23 protein-coding genes are annotated in these 22,793 nt (G+C 59.8%); 1 reads left to right on the top strand and 22 read right to left on the bottom strand.

What is annotated here, in order from left to right; genetic code table 11:
• Positions 1 to 134: 134 nt before the first annotated feature.
• From ftsZ to ACR0A1_RS08275, 13 genes are all read right to left on the bottom strand, one after another.
• The gene (gene ftsZ / locus ACR0A1_RS08215) at positions 135 to 1,736 is read right to left on the bottom strand and encodes a cell division protein FtsZ (RefSeq protein ID WP_480867031.1); all 1,602 of its coding nucleotides are present in this window, start codon (positions 1,734 to 1,736) and stop codon (positions 135 to 137) included.
• Positions 1,737 to 2,084: 348 nt separating this feature from the next.
• Positions 2,085 to 2,504: a hypothetical protein gene (locus ACR0A1_RS08220; RefSeq protein WP_480867033.1), complete on the bottom strand. Its 420-nt coding sequence runs from the start codon at positions 2,502 to 2,504 to the stop codon at positions 2,085 to 2,087.
• On the bottom strand, positions 2,491 to 3,825 hold the full coding sequence (ftsA, locus tag ACR0A1_RS08225; protein WP_480867627.1) for a cell division protein FtsA: 1,335 nt from the start codon (positions 3,823 to 3,825) through the stop codon (positions 2,491 to 2,493). The genes ACR0A1_RS08220 and ftsA overlap by 14 nt, the downstream gene beginning before the upstream one ends.
• A gap of 8 nt (positions 3,826 to 3,833) precedes the next feature.
• Positions 3,834 to 4,838, bottom strand: a complete 1,005-nt coding sequence (locus tag ACR0A1_RS08230) for a cell division protein FtsQ/DivIB (protein WP_170401363.1) — start codon at positions 4,836 to 4,838, stop codon at positions 3,834 to 3,836.
• Positions 4,826 to 5,749 carry a D-alanine--D-alanine ligase gene (locus ACR0A1_RS08235; protein ID WP_480867628.1) on the bottom strand — a complete coding sequence of 308 codons (924 nt, stop codon included), beginning with the start codon at positions 5,747 to 5,749 and terminating at the stop codon, positions 4,826 to 4,828. Before ACR0A1_RS08235 ends, ACR0A1_RS08230 begins: the two co-directional genes overlap by 13 nt.
• Positions 5,750 to 5,851: 102 nt before the next feature.
• Positions 5,852 to 6,778 (bottom strand): UDP-N-acetylmuramate dehydrogenase, encoded by a 927-nt coding sequence (gene murB, locus ACR0A1_RS08240; protein WP_480867036.1) that lies wholly within the window; start codon positions 6,776 to 6,778, stop codon positions 5,852 to 5,854.
• The gene (locus ACR0A1_RS08245; RefSeq protein ID WP_170392030.1) at positions 6,775 to 7,068 is read right to left on the bottom strand and encodes a hypothetical protein; all 294 of its coding nucleotides are present in this window, start codon (positions 7,066 to 7,068) and stop codon (positions 6,775 to 6,777) included. The genes murB and ACR0A1_RS08245 overlap by 4 nt, the downstream gene beginning before the upstream one ends.
• Before the next feature lie 23 nt (positions 7,069 to 7,091).
• Complete coding sequence (locus tag ACR0A1_RS08250) at positions 7,092 to 7,358, bottom strand: DUF2484 family protein (RefSeq protein ID WP_170392032.1); 267 nt, start codon at positions 7,356 to 7,358, stop codon at positions 7,092 to 7,094.
• On the bottom strand, positions 7,355 to 7,603 hold the full coding sequence (locus tag ACR0A1_RS08255) for a DUF2484 family protein (RefSeq protein WP_170512262.1): 249 nt from the start codon (positions 7,601 to 7,603) through the stop codon (positions 7,355 to 7,357). The genes ACR0A1_RS08250 and ACR0A1_RS08255 overlap by 4 nt, the downstream gene beginning before the upstream one ends.
• A 4-nt stretch (positions 7,604 to 7,607) precedes the next feature.
• Complete coding sequence (murC, locus tag ACR0A1_RS08260) at positions 7,608 to 9,014, bottom strand: UDP-N-acetylmuramate--L-alanine ligase (protein ID WP_480867039.1); 1,407 nt, start codon at positions 9,012 to 9,014, stop codon at positions 7,608 to 7,610.
• Positions 9,011 to 10,108 carry a UDP-N-acetylglucosamine--N-acetylmuramyl-(pentapeptide) pyrophosphoryl-undecaprenol N-acetylglucosamine transferase gene (locus ACR0A1_RS08265; RefSeq protein ID WP_480867041.1) on the bottom strand — a complete coding sequence of 366 codons (1,098 nt, stop codon included), beginning with the start codon at positions 10,106 to 10,108 and terminating at the stop codon, positions 9,011 to 9,013. Before ACR0A1_RS08265 ends, murC begins: the two co-directional genes overlap by 4 nt.
• Positions 10,108 to 11,271 (bottom strand): putative lipid II flippase FtsW, encoded by a 1,164-nt coding sequence (gene ftsW, locus ACR0A1_RS08270; RefSeq protein WP_170392040.1) that lies wholly within the window; start codon positions 11,269 to 11,271, stop codon positions 10,108 to 10,110. Before ftsW ends, ACR0A1_RS08265 begins: the two co-directional genes overlap by 1 nt.
• A gap of 252 nt (positions 11,272 to 11,523) precedes the next feature.
• Positions 11,524 to 11,859, bottom strand: coding sequence for a cupin domain-containing protein (locus tag ACR0A1_RS08275; protein WP_170392042.1), 336 nt, complete (start codon positions 11,857 to 11,859; stop codon positions 11,524 to 11,526).
• Between the two features lie 193 nt (positions 11,860 to 12,052).
• Between ACR0A1_RS08275 and ACR0A1_RS08280 the strand changes: the two genes are divergently transcribed.
• Complete coding sequence (locus ACR0A1_RS08280) at positions 12,053 to 13,231, top strand: BaiN/RdsA family NAD(P)/FAD-dependent oxidoreductase (RefSeq protein ID WP_170594759.1); 1,179 nt, start codon at positions 12,053 to 12,055, stop codon at positions 13,229 to 13,231.
• On the opposite strand, the gene ACR0A1_RS08285 is transcribed toward ACR0A1_RS08280, so the two are convergent.
• The 9 genes from ACR0A1_RS08285 to rsmH all read right to left on the bottom strand — a co-directional run bounded on the left by ACR0A1_RS08285 (position 13,228) and on the right by rsmH (position 22,792).
• The gene (locus ACR0A1_RS08285; RefSeq protein WP_255611713.1) at positions 13,228 to 13,602 is read right to left on the bottom strand and encodes a glycine zipper family protein; all 375 of its coding nucleotides are present in this window, start codon (positions 13,600 to 13,602) and stop codon (positions 13,228 to 13,230) included. The two genes, ACR0A1_RS08280 and ACR0A1_RS08285, sit on opposite strands and share 4 nt — an antisense overlap.
• A gap of 112 nt (positions 13,603 to 13,714) precedes the next feature.
• The gene (gene murD, locus ACR0A1_RS08290) at positions 13,715 to 15,109 is read right to left on the bottom strand and encodes a UDP-N-acetylmuramoyl-L-alanine--D-glutamate ligase (protein WP_480867631.1); all 1,395 of its coding nucleotides are present in this window, start codon (positions 15,107 to 15,109) and stop codon (positions 13,715 to 13,717) included.
• 13 nt (positions 15,110 to 15,122) lie between these two features.
• Positions 15,123 to 15,653 (bottom strand): AAA family ATPase, encoded by a 531-nt coding sequence (locus ACR0A1_RS08295; RefSeq protein ID WP_170512270.1) that lies wholly within the window; start codon positions 15,651 to 15,653, stop codon positions 15,123 to 15,125.
• Positions 15,650 to 16,732, bottom strand: coding sequence for a phospho-N-acetylmuramoyl-pentapeptide-transferase (mraY, locus tag ACR0A1_RS08300; protein ID WP_170392049.1), 1,083 nt, complete (start codon positions 16,730 to 16,732; stop codon positions 15,650 to 15,652). Before mraY ends, ACR0A1_RS08295 begins: the two co-directional genes overlap by 4 nt.
• Positions 16,732 to 18,150 carry a UDP-N-acetylmuramoyl-tripeptide--D-alanyl-D-alanine ligase gene (locus ACR0A1_RS08305; protein WP_480867044.1) on the bottom strand — a complete coding sequence of 473 codons (1,419 nt, stop codon included), beginning with the start codon at positions 18,148 to 18,150 and terminating at the stop codon, positions 16,732 to 16,734. The genes mraY and ACR0A1_RS08305 overlap by 1 nt, the downstream gene beginning before the upstream one ends.
• Positions 18,147 to 19,628 (bottom strand): UDP-N-acetylmuramoyl-L-alanyl-D-glutamate--2,6-diaminopimelate ligase, encoded by a 1,482-nt coding sequence (locus tag ACR0A1_RS08310; RefSeq protein WP_480867045.1) that lies wholly within the window; start codon positions 19,626 to 19,628, stop codon positions 18,147 to 18,149. The genes ACR0A1_RS08305 and ACR0A1_RS08310 overlap by 4 nt, the downstream gene beginning before the upstream one ends.
• 22 nt (positions 19,629 to 19,650) lie before the next feature.
• On the bottom strand, positions 19,651 to 21,438 hold the full coding sequence (locus ACR0A1_RS08315) for a peptidoglycan D,D-transpeptidase FtsI family protein (RefSeq protein WP_480867047.1): 1,788 nt from the start codon (positions 21,436 to 21,438) through the stop codon (positions 19,651 to 19,653).
• Positions 21,435 to 21,803, bottom strand: a complete 369-nt coding sequence (gene ftsL, locus ACR0A1_RS08320; RefSeq protein WP_170591276.1) for a cell division protein FtsL — start codon at positions 21,801 to 21,803, stop codon at positions 21,435 to 21,437. The genes ACR0A1_RS08315 and ftsL overlap by 4 nt, the downstream gene beginning before the upstream one ends.
• Positions 21,800 to 22,792, bottom strand: a complete 993-nt coding sequence (gene rsmH, locus ACR0A1_RS08325; protein WP_480867633.1) for a 16S rRNA (cytosine(1402)-N(4))-methyltransferase RsmH — start codon at positions 22,790 to 22,792, stop codon at positions 21,800 to 21,802. Before rsmH ends, ftsL begins: the two co-directional genes overlap by 4 nt.
• Between the last annotated feature and the right edge of the window lies 1 nt (position 22,793).

The raw sequence follows: 22,793 nt of genomic DNA on the forward strand, positions 1-22,793 counted from the left end.
CTCACCTTTTGCAACCGAATGAAACATGAATGTGACACATCGGCAAATCCCTGCTTACACCAGCTCAACACCTTGTGTTTCCACAAAAAAGGGCCGCGCGATGGCGGCCCTTCGGGATGATTTTGTTACCGCGATCAGTTGGCCTGACGCCGTAGGAAGGCGGGAATTTCGATGCGCTCCTGATCAGGATCGGCTTCATCCTGAACAGGTGCCGTTGCGTCAACCGACCGCATCGCAGGCTGTTGGCGTACCGGTTGAGCGGGCGTATCGGCCGCATGGCCGGTCATCCGGTCAATCAATCGGTTGAAGCCAAAACGCGGGCGATCCTCGGTCGCTTGCTGCGGCTGAGGGGCCGGTTCGCGAGGTGCCTCAGGCGTCGGACGCAGCCGGTTCGAAGGTACTTTCTGAACTGCGGCCTGCAACCGCTGCATCGCTTCCGGAGACGGTGTACCGGGGGTCTGGGCACACGGTGCGTCGTAGGAGTCGACTGTCTCTTCGACTTCGGGTTGCGGTTCGAACTGCGCAACCTGAGGCTGATAGGCGGGCGGAGGCAGCCCGTCATCTTCCTGCTCGGCAGCGGGTTGTTCGTCTTGCCAGCCTTCATTGAACTCGACATCTTCGATGGACTCGAAGAGCGTGGGCGCAATGTTGTCCTCAGCCGGGGCCTCATCTGCAGCGATTTGTTCAGGCGTGGAGTCTTCTGCCGAAACCGTGCGTGTCAGCGGAGCCGACATCGAACGGCGGGCGACCGGTACATCTTCGCTTTTCTCGCTGGCATCGATACCGGTGGCAACGACTGAAACGCGCATTCCGCCTTCCATCTCGGTGTCGAGGGTCGAACCGACAATGATATTGGCCTCCGGGTCCACTTCCTCGCGGATGCGGTTGGCGGCCTCGTCCAGTTCGAACAAGGTCAGGTCGTGCGCACCGGTGATGTTGATTAGCACACCCTTGGCACCCTTGAGGCTGATTTCGTCCAACAGCGGGTTGGCAATGGCCTTCTCGGCTGCCTGAATGGCGCGATCTTCACCGGTGGCTTCGCCTGTACCCATCATCGCCTTGCCCATCTCGTCCATCACGGCTCGAACGTCGGCGAAGTCGAGGTTGATCAGACCCGGACGCACCATCAGGTCGGTCACGCCTTTGACGCCTTGATACAGGACATCGTCGGCCATCGAAAACGCCTCAGTGAATGTGGTCTTTTCGTTGGCCAGACGGAACAGGTTCTGGTTCGGAATGATGATCAACGTGTCAACGACTTTCTGCAGCGCATCAACGCCGTCTTCGGCCTGCCGCATACGCTTGGCGCCTTCGAACTGGAAGGGCTTGGTGACAACTCCAACGGTCAGGACACCCAGCTCCCGCGCTGCCTGCGCGATGATCGGGGCTGCGCCGGTGCCTGTGCCGCCACCCATGCCGGCGGTAATAAAGCACATATGTGCACCCGCTAGGTGATCGACGATCTGTTCGATGCTTTCTTCAGCTGCTGCAGCACCCACGGTCGGACGCGCACCTGCACCTAACCCTTCGGTGACTTTGACGCCCAGCTGCACCCGCGCCGACGAACGGCTTTGCTGCAGCGCCTGTGCGTCTGTGTTGGCGACGACAAATTCAACGCCGTCCAGCTGTTTTTCAATCATGTTGTCGACAGCATTGCCCCCAGCGCCGCCAACGCCAAATACGGTAATCCGAGGCTTGAGTTCGTCGTGCCCGGGCATCGAAAGATTTAATGTCATGCTCTGTCCGCCTGTTTTTTATGTTGCCGCAAAATGCGGTTTTTCTGACCTATCCACAGTCGATTTTACTGTGTCATTTCGGAAACGTCACCAGAAAAATCGCACGAATCCACAAAATATGGAGGAAATAAGGCAGCAAACAGCGGCATTTCGCTGTTACCGCGACATGTTGCGGCGAAAGGCTCATGCGCCACTACACACGGAAAGACCCCACCCGCCTTGAGGGGATGCGAAAACTTTTAGTCACTCGTTTGGTCGCGGAAAACTGCTCAATGTCCTGCCGCTGGGCCTCTGCCGGGCCTTGAACCTTATTTTGCGGCAATTTGGCAGTTGCCGCAACTGATTTCTTTAGCCTACCGGGGCACTTGGGCAATTCAGGCCATCTTCAGAGATGCTACGGACCTCTTGCGTTTCGCTGCCGACGAAGCGCGCCAGCCGCACCATCAGCCGGTCATTGTACAGGTAGGGCCACCAGCAGACTGGCAGGCCATCGGGCGCATCATCGTACAGAAAACAGATCTGGCCATTTGGCGTGGTGATCTGGCCATAGACACAGCCCCGCCCCTCCATCCGCCAGACCGAGAGAGACGGGCTGAGGAATTCCTCGGTCCCGACCAACATACCGCTTCGGATTTCATGGAAGGTGATCGTTTTGCCAACGACGGCGCTCAGAAACGCCTCGGGCGTAATAAGGGTTTGAGCCGGGGCCGCAGCGGGCCCAAGGGCCGCGCCAACGGCTGCACCACGCAGGGCATTACCAATTGTCACGGAACCAGCGCACGGCGCGCTTGAACGGGCGCGCGGCATAGGTGTCGACCGGGATCTCAAAATCCCACCATTCGTCCTGAGGATGGGCTGCAAACAGGCTAAGCCCCACTGCCGAAGAAAAACCGGGCCCGGTCGCGGATTGCGGCAGGCCATGAACACGCAGCGGGCGGCCCAAACGAACACGCTGACCCAGAATCCGGCTGGCAAGCCCGTCTAGCCCCATGATCTGGCTGCCACCACCAGTCAGAACGATCTGCTGGCTTGGCAGGTGGTCGAAACCAGCAGCGTCCAGACGAGTACGCACCTCTTCGAGAATCTCCTCGACGCGGGGGCGCATGATGCCGATCAACTCGGCACGGCTCACGGTACGGCGGTCATGCTCCCAATCGCCAGTATCGCCACCGATGTCGATCAGGTCGCGATCATCGGCTCCGGTCGCGTGAACGCCACCGTTAAAGGTCTTGATCCGTTCGGCCACCGCTGCGGGCACGCCGAGGCCCATCGAAATGTCGCTGGTCACGTGATCCCCGCCCATGCGCACGCAATCGGCATAGATCATGTGTTTCTTCATGAAGATCGAGATGCTGGTGGTGCCGCCGCCCAGATCGATACAGGCCGCGCCCAACTCCTGTTCGTCCTCGACCAATGCGGAAATGCCCGAGACATAGGCTGAGTTCGCAATCCCTGCCAGCTCCAGATCGCAGCGCTTGATGCAGCGGACGATGTTCTGGATCGCCACCGCATTGACGGTTAGCATGTGCATATCCACTGCAAGGCTCTGCCCCAACTGTCCACGCGGATCGATTAGTCCCGAGCGGTTGTCGAGCGCGAAATTCACCGGTTGCGCATGCAGTACCTCGCGCCCTTCGCCGTAATCGGGCACGTCGCAGGCGTTCAGGACACGACCGACCTCGGCTTCGGTAACCAATTGGCCTTCCAGATCAACCTGCGCATCCAGCCCGTAGGAACGCGGGTTCGCCCCTGAGAAGGATGCAATCACGTGATCGACGCGGATATCGGCCATCTTCTGCGCCGCCTGCAGCGCGGTGCGGATGGCGCGCTCGGTTTCCTGCATCGCGGTAACCTCGCCGAACTGCACCCCGCGCGAACGGGTGGTCGCAGCGCCAATGACCCGGAAACCGGTTTGTCCGGCCATCGAGCCGATCGAGTTATCCTCGGACAACCGCCCCGTCCCGTCGAAGCGCAATACAAGGCAAGCGATTTTGGAGCTGCCGACATCCAGGATAGCAACTACACCGCGTTGCATTGCCTGTCGGCGCATCTGCCGCATAGCCCTTTGGGACTGATAAAGATCGGTCATCATGGTCGTTACTGCCCGCTACTCACATCTACTTTTGTGTTCCACCAGTCTTCGCTGGCCGTTTTGTTCATTCGGATGGTCGGTCGCTGCCCCAGTCGCATGTCGACCACGGCCACGTCACGTTCCAGAAGGTCCTGAACCTCGTTCACCGCCAACACACGTTCCAGCGCGCGCGCCGGACGTTCGGTCGGCAACATGATGCGCTGGTTGCGATCCAGCACCAGATCCCAGCGCCGTTCGCCAACGCGCACCAAACCGCGAACGCGGTCGCCCAAGCTGCGGGCAGTGGTCAGGATTTGCAGCGCCTCGGGGACATGTTTGTTCGCGCCCTTCCCTGCGATCAGTGGCAGGGCTGCGTGATCGGCGCGTGCTGAAACACGGTCAACATGGGCTCCGGTTTCATCCAATAGCTCGATCCCGTCTCGGGTGCGCCAGACGATGACCGGCTGGCGTTCGACCACATCAACCTGAAGAATCCCGCCGGGGCGAATGCGTACGGTTGCCGATTTCACCGGGTCAAGCCCGGTGATGGTGTCGCGGATCAACTCCACATCCAGATCCCACGAACTGAGCGGGAAATCGAGCGGCACGATCTCGCGGATATCCTCAGACAGTGCGGTTCCTGCCCCGTCGATGGCCATCAGGTTGACCATGAATTCGGGGCGCTCCTGGATCGAGGTCTTGATGTCGGCGATATAGGTGCTGACCGCCTCACGACGTTCTTCGGCGGCAAAGAAGCCACCCACCAAACCAACGACGGTCAGAACCGGCAGGCCAATTTTTAGCCCGCGCCGGATGCCGGGGGTGAGCATCCAGCGCTGAAAGCGGTAGCTGAGGCGCGAGGGCGCGGGGTCCACGTTGCGCGCGCGGCCAAAAAGACGCGCCCCGCGCAAATGCAGCTTAGGTTCGGTTTTGGGCTCGGGCCTTGGCGCGGCGGTGAAATCGGCATCCGGCCCCGCCAACGGTTTGGTCCGGTGGATCACCGGCGCGCGGGTGGCGGTCAGCGGTCGCATGAGGCATCCTCCACCATCCAGGCGCAGAGCTGGCCGAAACTGATGCCAAGATGCTCGGCCTGTTCGGGCACCAGCGAAGTCGGCGTCATGCCGGGCTGGGTGTTGGTTTCCAGCAGGAACAGCCCGTCGGCACCCTTGCTGTCATCCCAGCGGTAATCGGTGCGGGACACGCCGCGACACCCCAGCGCATTATGCGCCTTAACCGCATAGTCCATGCATCGGTCAAAGATATCCTGCGGGATGTCGGCAGGCAGCACGTGCCACGAGCCGCCGGGCTTGTATTTGGCGTCATAGTCGTACCAGCCGCCATCGGTCATGATCTCGGTCACGGTCAGGGCGCGGTCGCCCATCACGGTGACAGTCAGTTCGCGACCCGCAATATACTTCTCGACCATGACAAGGTCGGGCATATCTTCACCCAGCTGCGGGGGACCGTTGGCATTCTCATGCACGATATAGATGCCAACGCTGGAGCCTTCGTTATTAGGCTTGGCCACATAAGGCGGTTCCATCACATGGACCTCGACCACCTCAACCTTAGGCACAATCACGCTGGGCGTGACGGGCAGGCCCTCGGCCTGATAGACCTCTTTGCTGCGCTGTTTGTCCATCGCCAGCGCCGAGGCCAGCACACCGGAATGCGTATAGGGAATGCGCATCCATTCCAGCAGGCCCTGCACACAGCCGTCTTCGCCCCAGCGGCCATGCAGGGCATTGAAAACCACATCCGGTTTGATGTCTGATAGGCGCGCGCAGAGGTCCGGACCTGCGTCCAGCTCGACCACTTCAAAGCCTTCTCCCTTAAGGGCGGCTGCGCATTCGCGCCCAGAGCTGAGAGACACCTCGCGTTCCGCCGAGGGGCCGCCCATCAATACCGCCACTTTGGGGTTTGTCCTGCTCGACATACCCAATGTGCGCCTCAATGTCCCCGGACCTTATGTAGTGGTCCGTACTGCGTTTATGCCTTTGATCCGTCGCCTGAATTTGCCTGTTTTGGTCTGACGGTCGGGGCTTTATTCTTCCAGCGGATCACCGACCCGCATGATTTCCCACTCTAGCGTGATGCCGCTTGTTTCGTAAACCTTTTTTCGCACCTCTTCGCCCAGACCTTCGAGGTCTGCGGCGGTGGCGTCGCCTGTATTGATCATGAAATTCGAGTGTTTGAGACTCATCTGCGCGCCACCTTTTGTGGCCCCGCGCATACCCGCGTCATCGATCACTTTCCACGCCTTGAGGTCATGCACATCGTCCGCTCGCCCAGTCGACGAGAACCCGGCTGGATTACGGAAGGTCGACCCGGCGCTGCGGTCCTTGGTGGGTTGAGTTTCGTCGCGCTTTTTTAGCTGCGCCTCCATGCGAGCGTGCAGCTCAGCTGGATCGCCCGAGGGGCCTTGAAACGTCGCCGAGATCAGCACCGCGCCTTCGGGCAGGTCGGACTGGCGATAGCGGAAGCTGAGGTCTTGCGGGGTCAGGTCCACGATCTCTCCGGCGCGGGTGACCACGGTAGCCTTTTGCAGCACATCCGCCGTATAGCTGCCGTAACAGCCCGCGTTCATGCGCACGGCCCCGCCGATCGAGCCTGGTATCGTGCGCAGGAAAGTCAGGTCCACACCTCCATCCGCTGCTTTACGCGCCACATGCGCATCCAGCGCGGCGGCACCCGCGCTGACGGTATTGCCGTCGACCGAGATACCATTGAATCCGCGCCCCAATCGGATCACCACCGCCCGCAGACCACCATCACGGACGATCAGATTGGATCCGACACCCATAGGAAAGATGGGAACATCCGCAGGCAGATCACGCAGAAACGACTGAAGGTCTTGGGTATCGGCGGGTTGAAACAGATAATCCGCAGGTCCGCCGACGCGCAGCCAGGTGAGTTCGGAAAGAGAGCGCGCCGCGGACAAGCGGCCACGGACGTCGGGCAGTTCGCTCATGCGCCTTCCCGCGATGCAAGGCTGCGCCCGCCTACTCCACCCATGATCACCGCAAACAGGAAGGGCAGGACCGCACCGGTCAGCCAGACGAAGGGGCCGAACGCCTGTTCCTCTTCCCCGGTGCCGACACTGGCCAGCATTATGATCAGTACCAGACCAAGGGCCGAGGTCAGCCCGATCAGCCACAGCAGTGCCTTTAGGCCGATCCAGCGCGCGGCGACAAAACCCGCAAGCGTCCCGAGGATCAGGGTAATCAGCGGCAAATAGGCGAAAGTGGCGATGTCGACCATGGGGGCCTCCTGAAAATGGCCAGTTACTTGTTCGCCGCCTTCATGCCCTGCATTTTCGCCTTTGTCCAACGGGTGAGGTAAATCACCGGCCAACGCAGAACTGACATACCTGCAGCCAGAACCAGCAGCCCGATCCATGGACCATTTTCATAGGTGACATAGCCTAGGATAGGGACGCCAACGGCGATCAGGAAATAGGCGCGCCGCCAATGGTTGTCCTTGCTGGGCAACATCGCCAACACGTTGGCGACAACACCCCACAGACCGGCAAGCGCAATCGACCAGTTCATTCCGACACCTCTTTACCCGTCCACTTGCGCCAGTAGTAGCGGATCGGGTTGCGGTACATCGAAACAAAACCGCCAGCAGCCAGGATTCCGACGAACCAGCCATAGTCTAAACTCAGCCACAGAATCAGAGCAGGCGCGCTGGCAAACAGTACAACACCCGGCGGGAATTGCAGGTGCATCGGCAGCATCGCCACAATGGTGGAAGCGAAGACCCAGACGCAGGCGAGTATGAGCGATAGCGCCACGAGGTTAGCTCGCTTTGGCGATTAACCGGTCAGGCAAACCGTTGGCCCAGGTACTGATCGTACCTGCGCCGAGGCAGACAACCATATCGCCCGGGCGGGCCTGTTCACGGACAAGGCGGGCCAGGTCTTCTTCGTTCAAGATCGCGCGCGCGTGGCGGTGGCCGTGGCGGATCAGGCCCTGCACAAGATCGTCACGGCTGGCTCCTTCGATCGGGTCTTCACCTGCAGCGAAAACCTCGGCGATGGCGACCACATCAGCGTCGTTGAAGCAGGTACAAAAGTCGTCGAACAGGTTGGAGAGGCGCGAATAGCGGTGCGGCTGGTGGACGGCGATAACGCGGCCCTCGGTGGCCTGACGTGCGGCCTTGAGAACGGCGGCGATTTCGACCGGATGGTGGCCGTAATCGTCGATGATGGTGACGCCGTCAATTTCTCCAACCTTCGTGAAACGGCGGTTGACGCCGCCGAAATTGGCCAGCGCGTCGCGGATTTCACCGGCCTTCATGCCCAGATGACGGGCCACGGCCACGGCGCTCAGCGCGTTAGAGACATTGTGGTCGCCGGGCATTGGCAAGGTGCAGCCCTCAATCACCTTGTCTTCGTGGCGCAAATGGATGTCGAAATGGGCGACGCCACCCTTATAGGTCAGGTTTTCGGCCCGCACATCGGCCTGTGCGTTGAAACCATAGGTGCGCACGCGGCGGTCGGAGATGCGGCCAACAAGCGCCTGCACCTCGGCATGATCTGTGCAGCAGACGGCCAAGCCATAAAACGGCAGGTTCGAGACGAACTCGTAAAACCCGTCGCGCAGTTGGTCGAAATCGCCCCAGTGCTCCATATGCTCGGGGTCGATATTGGTGACGATGGCTATGGTTGCAGGTAGGCGATTGAATGAGCCGTCGCTCTCATCCGCTTCAACCACCATCCATTCACCCTGCCCCATGCGCGCGTTGCTGCCATAGGCGTGGATGATGCCGCCATTGATGACGGTGGGATCGAAATCGCCGGCGACCATCAGTTCCGCCATCATAGTGGTTGTTGTGGTCTTACCGTGAGTTCCGGCGATGGCAATGTTCGAGCGCAGGCGCATGAGTTCCGCCAGCATGTCGGCGCGACGGACGACGGGCAGGCCCTGCGCGCGTGCCTCGTCCAGTTCCGGGTTCCCCGGTTTGATCGCAGTTGAGACCACGACCACGGCGGCGTTCTGCAAGTTCTCGGCACACTGGCCTTCGAAAATCTCAGCACCCAGCCCAACCAGCCGGTCAGTAATCTTCGAGGTTTTCAAGTCCGAACCTTGTACACGGTAGCCAAGGTTCAAAAGCACCTCTGCGATACCCGACATCCCGATCCCACCGATGCCCACGAAGTGGATCGGTCCAACGTCCTGCGGCAGTTTGGTTGCTGGATTCATGAGGTCTCCTTCTGCGCCAGTTGCTCGACAAGGGCGACCAGACGCTCGGTGGCGTCCGGTGCCCCGACCGATAGCGCGGCATGGGCCATTTGCTGTGCGGCTTCGGGGTTGGTGAGAACCGTGTTCATTTGCTGTGTCAGCGCGGGAACGTCAAGGGCGTTTTCGGGGATCATGATCGCACCGCCTGCCTGAACCAATCCACGCGCATTGGCTGTTTGATGATCTCCGGCAGCCGTGGCAAGCGGGATCAAAATCGACGGGCGGCCAATCACGGAAATGTCGGCGATACTGGAGGCACCTGACCGGCTGACAACCAGCTGCGCGTCGGACATACGGCGAGGTACGTCGTCAAAGAAAGGCTGTACATCGGCGCGTATGCCGTGATCGGCGTAAAAGGCCTTGACCCGTTCACCATCCTCATCGCGGGCCTGATGCGAGACGCGGATATACCCGCGCAGATATTCAGGCATCGCAGCGATGGCCCCCGGCACCACGTCACTGAGGATACGTGCGCCCTGAGAGCCGCCCATCACCAGGACGGACATCGGGTACTCCCCAGGCGGGATATAGGGGGCAGCAGCGCGTTCAAGAACGGAGGCGCGAACCGGGTTACCAGTGTGTATGCCCTTGGCCCCTTCAGGCAAATCGGTGGGCCAGACACCACAGGCCACTTCAGCCACACGGGTGGCAAATAGTTGGTTTACTCGGCCCAGAACGCCATTTTGTTCATGGATCATACGCGGCAGCTTCAGCAGGATGGCCGCGCCCAGCGCCGGTATCGACGGATAGCCGCCAAAGCCCACCACCACATCCGGCTTGTCACGCATCATCTGCACAGCCATGCCAGTGACTCCAGCAGCAATCTTGGGTCCAACCAACATCTTGGCCGCTAATCCGCCTCGGGCGAAGGTGGCCGAGGATGCCTCGACAATCTCGACGTCTGCGGGGAACGCGCCGGTATAGCGCGCTCCGCGCGGGTCGGTGGACAGGCGCACACGCCAGCCTTTCTGCAGCATCGCCTCGGCCAACGCCTGCGCGGGGAACATGTGGCCCCCGGTGCCACCTGCTGCGATTAGTAGATAAGGTTTGCCCATCAGCCTCGTCCGCGCAGAATGTCGCCCAGCTCGCCCTGCGGACGGGTTCGGGTGAAGGCCAGCAACATGCCAACCGCGATGCCGCCTGCAATCAGGGACGATCCGCCATAACTGACAAAGGGCAACGTCATGCCCTTGGCGGGCAGAAGTCTCACGGCGACGCCCATGTTGATCATAGCCTGCACGCCAAACATGCAGGCCAGACCAGTGCCAGCCAGACGGATGAACATGTCGCGTTCGCGCATCAGCCGCAGCAGCGAACGCACAACGATCAGCGAGTACAGCGCGATGATAATCAGCACCAGAATCAGCCCGTATTCTTCGGCCGCGACCGCGATGATGAAATCCGTATGCGCATCAGGCAGAGACCACTTGACCTGCCCCTCACCCACGCCGACGCCGAACAGACCGCCTTCGCGGATAGCATTGGTGGCATACCCAAGCTGGGTGGTCGGATCGAGTTCCTGATTAAGGAAACCATCGATACGACGGGCAAAGTGCTCGGAATTGGAATAGGCAAACATGCCGCCCAGAACGACCGCCCCGGCCATGCCGACCAGCAGCAGCATCGGGGCTCCGGCAACAAAATACATCACACCCCAACCAAAAAGGATAAGGCAGGCCTGCCCGAAATCGGGCTGCATCACCAGCATTGCCACGATGGACATACACAGTGCAAAGGACCACAACCGCCCCGGCGGGCCGTTGATTTCCTGTGATGCGGCCAACAGCCATGCGGCCACCACGACAAAACCGGGCTTGAGGAACTCGGATGGCTGCAACGAGGCAAAACCCAGCGAATACCAGCGCACCGCGCCTTTGCCAAAGTCTGTACCGAAGACCGGCAGGAAGGCCAGCGCCACGAACGAGGCCAGAAAGCCCAGAATCGCCAGCCGCCGCACAAGTGTCGGCGACATCATTGAGGTCAGCAGCATCGCAACCAGCGCCAGCCCGCCAAAGATCGCCTGACGTTCTACATAGTGGAAAGGATCGAACCCGTTACGCCCCGCTAGTGGCGGCGACGAGGCTAGCCCCAGCAAAAGCCCGATGACAAACAGGATCAGGACGCAGGACATCGTCCAGCGATCAATCGTTCGCCACCACTTCGGAAGAATCGGTTCGCCGCGCTGGTCCTGGACCGCGCCATACACCATCTCAGTCATGAGATACCGCCACTATCTGCCTCGTTAACGTCCCGTTTTCGGGATCTGATTGCGAGTCTACAGGGATTTTTACATTTGGGCTAGCAGAATGACAGGCAGAACTGGAATTCCGGAACGATGAGCCGCCGTTGACAAACGCGCATGCATTCAAGCAGCGCATGCTGCCTGTTCTGATCGACGGCAAGTTGAGACACGGCTTAAGTTCATCACAATATCAACCGCGCCCAACGTCATTGTTTAAAAAGTAAATCGTCAGTCTTTGATGGGGTATCTGTCAGGCTCTTCAAACACATCGATCACTCGGGAACCCGCCTTGATGCGCCCGCCATGCTCCACTCCGGCTGGGATAGAATAACTGTCGCCGGGCAGATAAACTTTCGTCTCTCCGCCAATGGTGAGTTCAATTTCTCCTTCCACCACCGTACCCCATTGGGCACCATGTGAATGTAGTGGGAGTTCCATTTCTTTAAGAAAAGTAAAAAAGGCAACCAAACCAGCATCAGATCGAATGACTGCCGTCTGCACGACGTCTTCGGGAAATGGCACGTCTAGTCTTGGAAAGTCTGTAATGAAGTTTGGAAAGCGCATATTTTTATCCCTTTAAATGGATCTAACCGGCAAGCATTAGCACAGAGCCTAGCATGTCAGAATGCACTACGACTAAAAATCCACATACCATATGGCACAAACCCAAGTGCCGCTGAGAAATTCTGTGGGCCAAACCCACACCGTTTTGGTCTGCGCTCTTGCCATCGCTCACAATCCACGCCATGCGCAGCATATGGATTTCGAGACGATCATCCTCGGTGCTGGCGCGGCCGGCATGATGTGCGCAGCCCATTGCGGTGGCCAAGCGCTGGTGATCGACCATGCAAAAGCTCCCGGAGAAAAGATCCGCATCTCGGGTGGTGGACGATGCAATTTCACCAATATGTATGCGGGACCGGGCAATTTCCTGTCTCAGAATCCACATTTCAGCAAATCAGCGCTGGCGCGATATACACAGTGGGACTTCATCGAACTGGTCGATCGCCATGGCATTGCATGGCATGAAAAAACGCTTGGGCAATTGTTCTGCGACGGGTCTTCGAAACAGATCGTCCAGATGCTGCTGAATGAAATGGCCAAGGCCGAGGCCGAGCTTTGGGTGCAGACGTCGCTGCGCAACTTGCGCAAAACCGAAAGCGGTTTCGCTTTGGATGTCGAACGCGATGGCAAGCATATCCCTCTGACCTGTTGCAATCTGGTTCTGGCCACGGGTGGCAAATCGATCCCCAAAATGGGCGCAACGGGGTTGGCCTATGACATCGCGCAGCAATTCGGGCTGCAGATAACCGAGACACGGGCGGCGCTGGTGCCGTTCACCTTCTCGGACGGACGGTTCAAGGATTTGTCCGGCGTCTCTTTGCCCGCTCGACTGTCAAACGAGCACAGCAGTTTCGACGAGGCGTTGTTGTTCACCCATCGCGGGTTGAGCGGTCCTTCGGTGCTGCAATTGTCTTCGTACTGGCGCGAGGGTGAGGCAATATGGGTCAACCTGATCCCCGATTTGCCTTTATACGATCTGCTTCGCGATCAGCGGCAGGCTGTTGGGCGCAAGGCGCTGACCACCGAATTGGCACGCCACCTGCCCACGCGTCTGGTGGAATACCTCGCACACCATATCCCGATGAAGGGCAATCTTGCGGATCAGTCCGACACGGCGCTGTCGGAACTGATCGCCGCATTGTCCAACTGGCGGCTTACGCCGTCGGGCACCGAGGGCTATCGCACCGCCGAGGTCACTCTGGGCGGAATCGACACTGACGGGCTGTCGTCCAAAACGATGGAGGCCAGGGATGTCCCCGGCCTCTATGTCATTGGTGAAGCGGTGGATGTCACCGGCTGGCTTGGCGGTTACAACTTCCAATGGGCGTGGTCCTCGGGCCACGCCGCCGGAAGTGCCATCGCAAGCCGTTAGCCTACGACGTTGTAACCCCGTCCGCGCATACAGTTGCGCACGATGACTTCCTTGTTCTGGTTCTTGTTGATCACGTCAGCACCTGCACCAACCAACGCACCGGCAACGGCGGCGCGACCCAGGTTGTCGCTGCTGTCCTGAACGATGCCGGTGACGGCTGCAGCACCTGCGGCGCCGATTGCGGCATTACCTGCGGTCGATCCGTCAACGCTGGCCTGCGAGGCTGCAAGTTGCTGGCACTGATACAGGTCCGAGTTGTAGTTCGGGCCTACTGGGCCATCGATCACGGGCTGATAGTTGGCCCCGGTATTGGTGCAAGCCGCAGCAGCCAGCAGCGCTGGAACGACCAGAAGAAGTTTACGGTTTGGCATATTCATGACCTCGTGTTGAATTTCCTGAAGGCAAAAACCAATGCAGGCAGTGCGTCAAGCAGATAGGCCCACAGCTTCGCCGAACCGGCGATCTATTGCAAACGCATTGCTTTCAGAGGCGTTTTTTAACCTGAACCACGAAGTCATCGCCACGTTGTTCGAAGTTGTCATACTGGTCGAAACTGGCCGCAGCAGGTGCCAATAGAACGGTTTCACCGGGCTGCGCATCGGCCATGGCCTGCATAACCGCCGCTTCCATAGTGGTGCAGACTTGCGCATCGGCCTGCAACTGCATTGCAAAGCTCGCCGCCTCACGCCCGATGACGTAGGCCTTGATTACGTGGTCCCCTGCCCCGTTCAGCGCCTCAAGCCCGCCTTCTTTCTCAAGCCCGCCACAGATCCAACGTATCTTCTTGAACGCGCTCAACGCTTTGAGGGCGCTATCTACGTTGGTAGCTTTCGAGTCGTTCACATAGGTCACGCCATCCGCCTCGGCGATGATCTGGCTACGATGCGGCAGACCGGGGAAACTGTGCAGCGCATCTTCTATGACGCGCGGCGCAAGGCCCAATGAGCGACAGGCGGCATAGGCAGCACATGCGTTCTGGTGATTATGCGCACCGGGCAGGCCCTTGATCTCACGCAGGTCGATCGATCCGGCCTGACGGCCCTTGCGGTATTCCGACAGGAAACCCTTGCGGGCAAAGACCTGCCAACCCGCCCCGGTCAGCTTGCGCGCCACCGAGACGCGGATCACCCGGTCATCCGACGGCCCCTCGGCCAGTTGCCCGGCCAGAAACGCGCCCTCGGCTTCATCGATGCCGATCACGGCGCGGTCCGGGCCGCCTTCGGCGAACAGGCGACGTTTGGCGGCAAAGTAACCACCCATTCCACCATGTCGATCCAAGTGATCAGGTGAAAGATTGGTGAAAACCGCCACATCCGGCGTCAGTGCGCGGGCCAGTTCGGTCTGGTAGCTCGATAGCTCCAGTACCACAACCGATCCATCGCCACCTGGGTCGATGTCCAGCACGCCGCGCCCGATGTTACCCGCCAGTTGCGAGTCGCGCCCGGCCTCGGTCAGGATGTGTTGGATCAACGCAGCGGTGGTTGATTTGCCATTCGATCCCGTCACCGCGATGACGCGCGGTGGGATGTCGTAGTTGTTCCATTCAGGGCCTGCGAAAGAGCGAAAGAACAGACCTATATCATTGTCGACCGGAACTCCGGCTTCCAACGCAGCGGCCACAACCGGGTTCGGCGCGGGGTAGAGATGAGGGATGCCGGGCGAGACAATTAGTGCGGCAATATCGTCAAACGCCCCGTGGCGGCGCAGATCGACACACGAGAATCCCTCGACCTCTGCCGCTTCACGCGCGGCGGGGTTGTCATCCCAGCAGATCGGCTCAGCCTTGCCAGCGCGCAGCGCTCGTGCGGTGGTCAGACCCGACCGACCTAGCCCCAGAACCGCTACTTTCTGCCCTGAAAACCCTTTGACCGGGATCATTGCCATACACCTTCTATCCGAGCCGCTCTTCCAGCCAGTCCGCCCGCCAAGAGACCGGCCCTTTTGGAACGTTTTCTATTACGAACCCATAGTCTGGTAACCGGTCGCACAAAGCATCGTATTCCGCAATAGCTGCGGCCAAGTTGTGCCGCCGGTCATCATCCTGTTCGAATATCTCAGGCCAAGGAGGAAAGAGAAACACGCATGGGTCGTAGCCCAAGTGCAGTATCTGTTCACGCACTTTGGTCTCCAACGGTGTAACGGTTCGATCAAACCAAATCAGCGCGTCCAATGCCGAACGATCAAATAGCACAAGATCATCTTTGGCATTGTTGAAGTCTGATATCGCAAGTTCAATGATCCGGCGGCAGAATACCTCGGAGTTGACCCAAGGCAGAGCGCGACCACCACCTTGTCTTTCCTCGGCAATGACACGACGACCCGGCTCGGAAACTGTTGAATATCCGCGTCGGGCCATCTCCTCCAGCAGTGTTGATTTGCCACCACCGGAGCATCCAGAAAGCACGACGCAACGCGGGCTCATCTGACTTTCAGCGTCGCCAGCCCGATCATCGCTAAGATCAGTGAAATGATCCAGAACCGGATCACGATGGTGGGTTCAGCCCAGCCCTTTTTCTCATAATGGTGATGGATCGGCGCCATCAGGAACACCCGCTTTCCGGTCCGTTTGAAATAAAGAACCTGGATGATCACACTTAAAGCTTCAACCACGAACAGCCCGCCCACGACTGCCAATACCAACTCGTGTTTGGTAGCCACGGCAATCGCGCCCAGCGCACCACCCAGAGCCAGTGATCCGGTATCACCCATGAAAACCGCCGCCGGAGGGGCGTTGTACCACAGGAATCCCAGCCCCGCGCCAAACAGCGCTGAAGTGAAGATGAAGATTTCACCGGTCCCAGGTACATAGTGAACATCAAGATACTCGGTAAAGTCGACCCGCCCAACCGCATAGGCAATTACACCAAGGGTCGAGGCCGCGATCATCGCGGGCATGATCGCCAGCCCGTCCAGACCATCTGTCAGGTTCACCGCGTTGGCCGCACCCACAATTACGATCACCGCAAAGGGGATATAGAAAAGGCCAAGATTGATCAGCGTATCCTTGAACACCGGCAGAGCCAGCTGGTTTTGCAAATCGCTGGGATGGTGCAGCGTCGCCCAGAGTGACGCCAGCACGGCGATGATGATCCCCAGCGCCAACCGCATCTTACCGGAAACGCCCTTGGTGTTCTGCTTTGAGACCTTGGCATAATCGTCCGCAAAGCCGATGGCCGCATAGGCCAGCGTCACGAACAGTACCATCCAGACATATGGATTGTCCCAGCGCGCCCAGATCAGGGTCGACGTGACCAGAGCGCCCACGATCAGCAGACCGCCCATGGTAGGGGTTCCAGCCTTGGACAGATGCGCCTCGGGGCCGTCATCGCGGATCGGTTGACCTTTGCCTTGCCGTTTGCGCAATACGTTGATCAAGGGTTTTCCGAACAAAAACCCAAAGATCAGCGCAGTCAGAAAGGCGCCCCCCGCCCGGAAGGTGATATAGCGGAAGAGGTTCCAGAAATCCCCTCCGTCCGACAGGGCGGTTAACCAATAGAGCATTACAAAACCTTTCTCACAATACGGCGGCTCTCTGGCGCGCTGCCATGCCCCATTTGCCGCAGACCGTCAACGATCTGTGCCAGAGCCATGCTGAGAGAGCCCTTGGCCATCACTACATCGCCGCTACGGATCAATTCCGGCAGATGGGCGGCCATCTCATCGCTGGTTTCCGTCCACAACCCGCGCTTGCCCTCGGGCAGAGCCTGATGCAGCGCTTGCATCAAAGGGCCGATGCAATGAACATGATCGACATGCGCCATCGCAGGCACCTCGGCCATGGCGGCGTGCATCGCCTGCTCTTGCGCACCAAGCTCTTTCATGTCGCCCAGAAACGCGATCTTGCGTTTGCCCGCCGACGCAAACAGCACGTCGAGAGCGGCCTCCATCGAGGTTGGATTGGCGTTGTAGCTGTCATCGAGCAGTTCAATCTGCCCACCATCTGGCAGCGCGATCACCTCGCGCACACCGCGCCCTATGACCGGAGACCAGCCGCGCAGACCGGCAATCGCCTGATCCAGATCGACCCCCAGCGCGACACAGGCCGCCAGAGCGCCCAGCGCATTCATAGCAAAGTGAGTTCCCGCGGATTGGACATCGAATGTGATGTCTGCTCCGCCGACAATACCGTGTCCCCGCACCGAGTCAGGGCCTTGGAGCACGTTGGTCAGGGCATAGTCCCGCGCCTTGTGGCCAAATTCGACGATCCTTGCACCATGCGCAGCGGCGCAGTCGCGCAAGATGCCCGCGTGTTCGATATCGGCGTTGACGATAGCGGTGCCGCCCTCGGCCAGCCCGTCGAAGATCGCAGCCTTTTCAAAAGCAATACCCGCAACCGAGTCGAAGGCTTCGAGGTGGACGGCGGCTACTGTGGTCACCAGCCCCACATGCGGTTGCGCCTGACGCGCCAGCGGAGCGATTTCGCCCGGATGATTCATGCCGATCTCGATCACCGCGAACTCGGTGTCGCGCGGCATTCGCGCCAGCGTCAAAGGCACGCCCCAATGGTTATTGTAGCTGGCGACACTGGCATGAGTTTTGCCTTGCGTCTCCAGAATGCTGGCCAGCATTTCCTTAGTCGAGGTTTTACCCACGCTGCCAGTCACCCCCACCACGCGCGCACCTGTCCGGGCGCGAGCCGCCTGCCCCAACGCCTCTAGACCCGTCTGCACATCGTCGACGATCAACAGCGGTGCATCTTCGGGCACGCCTTCGGGAATATGCGACACAAGCGCTGCGCCTGCGCCTTTTTCAAGCGCTTGGGCGACGAAATCATGGCCGTCGCGGGCAGCCTTCAACGCAACGAACAGGTCACCCGGCTGCAGGGTGCGCGTGTCGATGGAGACGCCGTTCACCTGCCAATCGGTGGGGGCGCGCCCGTTGGTGGCCTCTGCGGCCTCGGCTGCAGTCCAGAGCGTCATGCGACCCTCCCGTCCAGCGCGGCAACGCTGATACTGGCCTGTTCCACATCGTCAAAGGGCAGGACCTGATCTCCGACGATCTGGCCGGTTTCGTGTCCCTTGCCCGCAATCAGCAGAGCGTCGCCCGGTTGCAGCGCGTCGATGCCGCGCAGGATGGCCTCGGCCCGGTCGCCGACTTCCGTGGCTTCGGGTGCGCCCAACATGACAGCACCGCGGATGGTGGCCGGGTCTTCGCTGCGTGGGTTGTCATCGGTAACAAAGACCAGATCGGCGTTTTCAGCAGCGGCCCGCCCCATCAATGGGCGTTTAGTGGCGTCTCGGTCACCGCCTGCACCAACAATGGCGATCAGACGTCCCATGACATGCGGGCGCATCGCCTTCAGTGCAGTGGCCACGGCATCCGGCGTATGCGCGTAATCGACAAACACCGCCGCGCCGTTGTCGCGGGTGGCAGCCAGCTGCATCCGTCCGCGCACGGTGATCAGGTGCGGCAAGGTTTCGAACACGCGGTCGGGGTCCTCGCCCGCCGCGATGACCAATCCGCAAGCCAGCAAAACGTTCTCGGCCTGAAAGCCGCCGATCAGATTCAGGCGGGTTTGATAGGCCTTGCCTTTCCATGAAAAGCGCAAATCCTGCCCGGTCGCGTCAAAGCGTTGATTCAGAAGACAAAGATCAGAACCCTCAGGGCCCACGGTGATGATATTCTGGCCGCGTGCCTCGGCGATCTTGCGCATCTCAGCACCCTTGGGATCACCAAGGTTGACCACAGCGACCCCGTCTTCGGGCAGCACACGATCAAACAGACCCGCCTTGGCTGCGAAATAGGCCTCGAACGTGTCGTGATAGTCCAGATGATCCTGCGTGAAATTCGAGAAACCGGCAGCGGTCAGATGCACCCCGTCCAAGCGACGCTGTTCAAGCCCGTGCGAGGAGGCCTCCATCGCCGCATGGGTCACGCCATTTTCGGCAGCTTCGGCGAGACAGCGGTGCAGAGTGACCGGCTCGGGTGTTGTATGGGCCAGCGGCGCAGTCCATGCGCCCTCGACCCCAATGGTGCCTAGGTTGACGGCGGCAAGTCCAAGCTCGGTCCAGATCTGGCGGACGAAACTGGCGACCGAGGTTTTTCCATTGGTGCCGGTGACCGCCACGATAGTCTGCGGTTGCGCGCCAAACCATAGGGCGGCGGCCCCTGCCAGTGCCTGACGGGGGTCTTCCGTGACGATCAGCGCAGCATCGGATGCGGCCAGTTCGTCGGTGGCGATCTCGGCCCCTTTCGCGTCCGTCAGGATCGCGGCGGCCCCCATGCGCAAGGCGTATTGGATGAAGTCTCCACCATGGACTCGGGTGCCGGGAAGGGCTGCAAAGAGGAAACCGTCTTTGACCTCGCGGCTGTCAACAGCCAGACCGGTGATTTCGGGATTGGCCCCTCCCCGTGCGGTCAGGGCCAGTTCGCTGAGTTTCTTTGACCGATTGCCCATGACCCACCTTTCGCTGGACAGCCTAATTTGAGGTCAGCGTTATAGCAGCGCGCGCCTCAGGCTCAAGCCGGGGTCTGAGACCCAATAGCGGCGCCACCCGTCCAATCAGTTCGGCAGCAACGGGAACGGCAGTCCAACCCGCCGTGCGGCGCTTTTCGCCATAGGCCACGATGGACGGTTCATCCAGCGTGACGATTAGCACATATTTCGGATCATAAGCCGGGAAGATGGTGGCGAAGGTGGCAATCACCTTGTCCTCATAATACCCGCCACGCGGCTTGGGTTTATCGGCAGTACCGGTTTTTCCCGCCACGTCGTACCCTTTGACATCACCAAAGCTGGCGGTGCCATCCGTGACCACTTTGCGTAGCATATTTTGCGCCTGCTTGGCGGTGTTTTCGGACATCACGCGAGGGCCGTATTGCGGGCCATAGCGGCGCAGGATCGTGGGGCTGACATAGTACCCGCCATTGGCAATCGCTGCGTAACCAGCGGCCAGATGCATGGGGCTGGTCGAAAGGCCGTGGCCATAAGAAATCGTCACGGTGCTCAACTCACCCCATTTCTTGGGCTTGAGCGGTTGCCCGCCCTTGGCCTCGACAATCTCGAATGGCGTTGGGTCGAACATGCCTAGCGCGTTCAGAAAATCCTGTTGCCGGTCGGCCCCGATTTGCAAGGCCAGCCGCCCGGTGCCTCGGTTCGAGCTGTACTTGATTACATCCGAGACACTGATCTCACCATAATTCTTGCCGTTAAACTCGCCAATCGGGAAGCGCCCGATTTTCATCGGGCCGGAAGTGTCAATGATGGTGTTGGAGTTCACCAGACCCAGCTGCACCGCCTGCGCGGCGGTGAAGATCTTGAACACCGAACCCAGCTCATAGACACCCTGTACATAGCGATTGAACAGCGGGCTGTCCGAGGGATCAAAGCCCGAGGTCGGGGGGCGCGGACGGTCATTGGGGTCAAAAGACGGCAACGACGCGGCCGAGACGACCTCGCCCGTATGGGCGTTCATCAAAACCGCCGAGGCTCCTTTGGCGTTCATGATCTTCATGCCGCCATAAAGCACTTGTTCTACCGCCGCTTGAACGGTCAGATCCAGCGACAGTTGCAGCGGCTTGTTGCCGTTGGCCGGGTCGCGCAGATAGCCGTCGAACTGTTTTTCGACGCCAGCTACGCCGATCACCTCAGCTGCGCTGACACCTTCGCGGCCAAAGCCCGAGCCGCCCAGAATATGCGCCGCGAGTCTGCCATTGGGATATAGCCGCATTTCGCGCGGGCCGAACAGGATGCCGGGATCTCCGATGTCATGCACCGCCTGCTTCTGCTCGGGCGAGATGCGCTTCTTGATCCACAGGAATTTTCGCTTACCGGTGAAGTCTTTGACCAAACGCTCTTTTTCCAGATCAGGGAAAATAGCGACCAGTTGCTCGGCTGCGGCGATCGGGTCAATCATCAACGGTGGCTGCGCATAGACAGAATAGGTGTCCAGATTGGTCGCCAGAATACGGCCTTCGCGATCCACGATATTGGCGCGCTGCATGGCGATGGAGGCCCCCGGCGCACTTGCCAATGGTTCTTGCGCCTCGGATGTCGCCAGAACGCCCATACGAAAGCCTACGACTGAAAAGGCGCAAAAGAAGAAAAGACCCAACACCAACAGGCGGCCCTCGGCGCGGGCGCGGGCGCGGTCTTTCATGTCTTCGTGGCGTTTGCGGATGTTCTCTCGTTCAATCGCCTTGGGGTTTTCACCCTTTGCACGGGCGTCGAGGATACGGGCCAGAGGGCGAAGTGGTGTACGGGTCATGGAACCTGCACCTCGATCAGTGCCTGAATGTCAGTGACTTCCTGTATTTCAAGCGGGTCGACGATGGGCAGATCCGGGTCCTCGCCATAGGAAATCTGATCGGCGCGACCAAACTGCTCAGCCCGCAGAGGCAGCAAGCTGAGACGTTCGAAATTCAAGTCCGCCAGCTCACGCAAACGATCAGGCCGGTTTAGATAGGCCCATTCAGCATTCAGCACGGCGAGTCGCGCCTGCGCCATACCGATCTGGCCTTGCAGCGACTGCGTTTCCTTCAGCACCTGCTGCGTGCGGTAGTTCTCTTGATAAGCCCAAAGCGCCAGCCCGAACACGGATAGTGCAGTCAACACATACAGAATACTCTTCATCTTGCCCTTCCCCCCAATTGCGGCATGCCGATGGCCCGGGCCTCAATTTCCCCTGCTGGGGCATCCGTTCTTATCGCGACACGCAATTTTGCAGAGCGTGCACGTGGGTTTTCTTCAAGTTCCTGCTCATCCGGCCCAACGGCCTTGCGGGTCTTGAGTGTGAATTGCGGCTTCTCCTGCTCCATCTCAGGCGCATAACGGTTGGCGCGTCCGGTTTTGCCCGCGCGCGATTGGAAGAACCGCTTCACCATCCGGTCTTCTATGGAATGGAAAGTCACAACGGCCAGTTGCCCCCCCGGTTTCAAAGCGCGCTCGGCGGCCATAAGCCCCTGAAACAGTTCTTCGTATTCTGCGTTCACCGCGATCCGTAGCCCCTGAAAACTGCGCGTCGCCGGGTGCGATTGGCCCGGTTTGGGGCGCGGCAGGCAGGATTCGATAATCTCGACCAGCCGCAGAGTTGTTGTGATCGGTTCTTCGGCCCGCGCCTTGACGATGGCCTTTGCTATACGACGACTGGCGCGTTCCTCACCGAAATGGAACAGGATGTCGGCCAATTGCGTCTCGGTTGCCGTATTCACCAGATCAGCTGCGCTTTCACCATCTTGGCTCATCCGCATGTCCAACGGACCGTCTTTCATGAAGGAAAAACCGCGTTCAGCCTGATCCAACTGCATGGATGAGACACCAAGGTCCAGCACCACGCCATCCAGGTCCTGTGCATAATCATCCATGCGAGAGAACACGCCCTGCTGCATCACCAGCCGGTCACCATATTCCCCAGCCCAGTCAGCGGCCATTTCAAATGCCAGTGGGTCGCGATCGACGCCAATGACTTTCTCGGCCCCGGCCTCCAGCAACGCACGAGTATAGCCGCCTGCGCCGAATGTGCCGTCCAGCCAGGCACCGGATACCGGCGCCACAGCGGCCAGCAACGGGCGCAGCAGTACGGGGATATGAGGTTTGTCCGATGAGGTCTGAGCGCCGGCCATG

This window comes from Ruegeria sp. D6 (assembly GCF_056534365.1).

Coding starts and splice junctions, on each gene's coding strand:
- rsmH (WP_480867633.1), bottom strand. CDS start 22,792: ATGGCCGGCGCTCAGACCTCATCGGACAAACCTCATATCCCCGTACTG.
- ftsW (WP_170392040.1), bottom strand. CDS start 11,271: ATGACTGAGATGGTGTATGGCGCGGTCCAGGACCAGCGCGGCGAACCG.
- murC (WP_480867039.1), bottom strand. CDS start 9,014: ATGAATCCAGCAACCAAACTGCCGCAGGACGTTGGACCGATCCACTTC.
- ACR0A1_RS08295 (WP_170512270.1), bottom strand. CDS start 15,653: ATGAGCCCGCGTTGCGTCGTGCTTTCTGGATGCTCCGGTGGTGGCAAA.
- ACR0A1_RS08315 (WP_480867047.1), bottom strand. CDS start 21,438: ATGACCCGTACACCACTTCGCCCTCTGGCCCGTATCCTCGACGCCCGT.
- ACR0A1_RS08310 (WP_480867045.1), bottom strand. CDS start 19,628: ATGGGCAATCGGTCAAAGAAACTCAGCGAACTGGCCCTGACCGCACGG.
- ACR0A1_RS08275 (WP_170392042.1), bottom strand. CDS start 11,859: ATGCGCTTTCCAAACTTCATTACAGACTTTCCAAGACTAGACGTGCCA.
- ACR0A1_RS08285 (WP_255611713.1), bottom strand. CDS start 13,602: ATGCCAAACCGTAAACTTCTTCTGGTCGTTCCAGCGCTGCTGGCTGCT.
- ACR0A1_RS08245 (WP_170392030.1), bottom strand. CDS start 7,068: ATGGTCGACATCGCCACTTTCGCCTATTTGCCGCTGATTACCCTGATC.
- ftsA (WP_480867627.1), bottom strand. CDS start 3,825: ATGACCGATCTTTATCAGTCCCAAAGGGCTATGCGGCAGATGCGCCGA.
- murD (WP_480867631.1), bottom strand. CDS start 15,109: ATGATCCCGGTCAAAGGGTTTTCAGGGCAGAAAGTAGCGGTTCTGGGG.
- ACR0A1_RS08265 (WP_480867041.1), bottom strand. CDS start 10,108: ATGGGCAAACCTTATCTACTAATCGCAGCAGGTGGCACCGGGGGCCAC.
- ftsZ (WP_480867031.1), bottom strand. CDS start 1,736: ATGACATTAAATCTTTCGATGCCCGGGCACGACGAACTCAAGCCTCGG.
- murB (WP_480867036.1), bottom strand. CDS start 6,778: ATGAGCGAACTGCCCGACGTCCGTGGCCGCTTGTCCGCGGCGCGCTCT.
- ftsL (WP_170591276.1), bottom strand. CDS start 21,803: ATGAAGAGTATTCTGTATGTGTTGACTGCACTATCCGTGTTCGGGCTG.
- ACR0A1_RS08230 (WP_170401363.1), bottom strand. CDS start 4,838: ATGCGACCGCTGACCGCCACCCGCGCGCCGGTGATCCACCGGACCAAA.
- ACR0A1_RS08280 (WP_170594759.1), top strand. CDS start 12,053: ATGGATTTCGAGACGATCATCCTCGGTGCTGGCGCGGCCGGCATGATG.
- mraY (WP_170392049.1), bottom strand. CDS start 16,732: ATGCTCTATTGGTTAACCGCCCTGTCGGACGGAGGGGATTTCTGGAAC.
- ACR0A1_RS08305 (WP_480867044.1), bottom strand. CDS start 18,150: ATGACGCTCTGGACTGCAGCCGAGGCCGCAGAGGCCACCAACGGGCGC.
- ACR0A1_RS08250 (WP_170392032.1), bottom strand. CDS start 7,358: ATGAACTGGTCGATTGCGCTTGCCGGTCTGTGGGGTGTTGTCGCCAAC.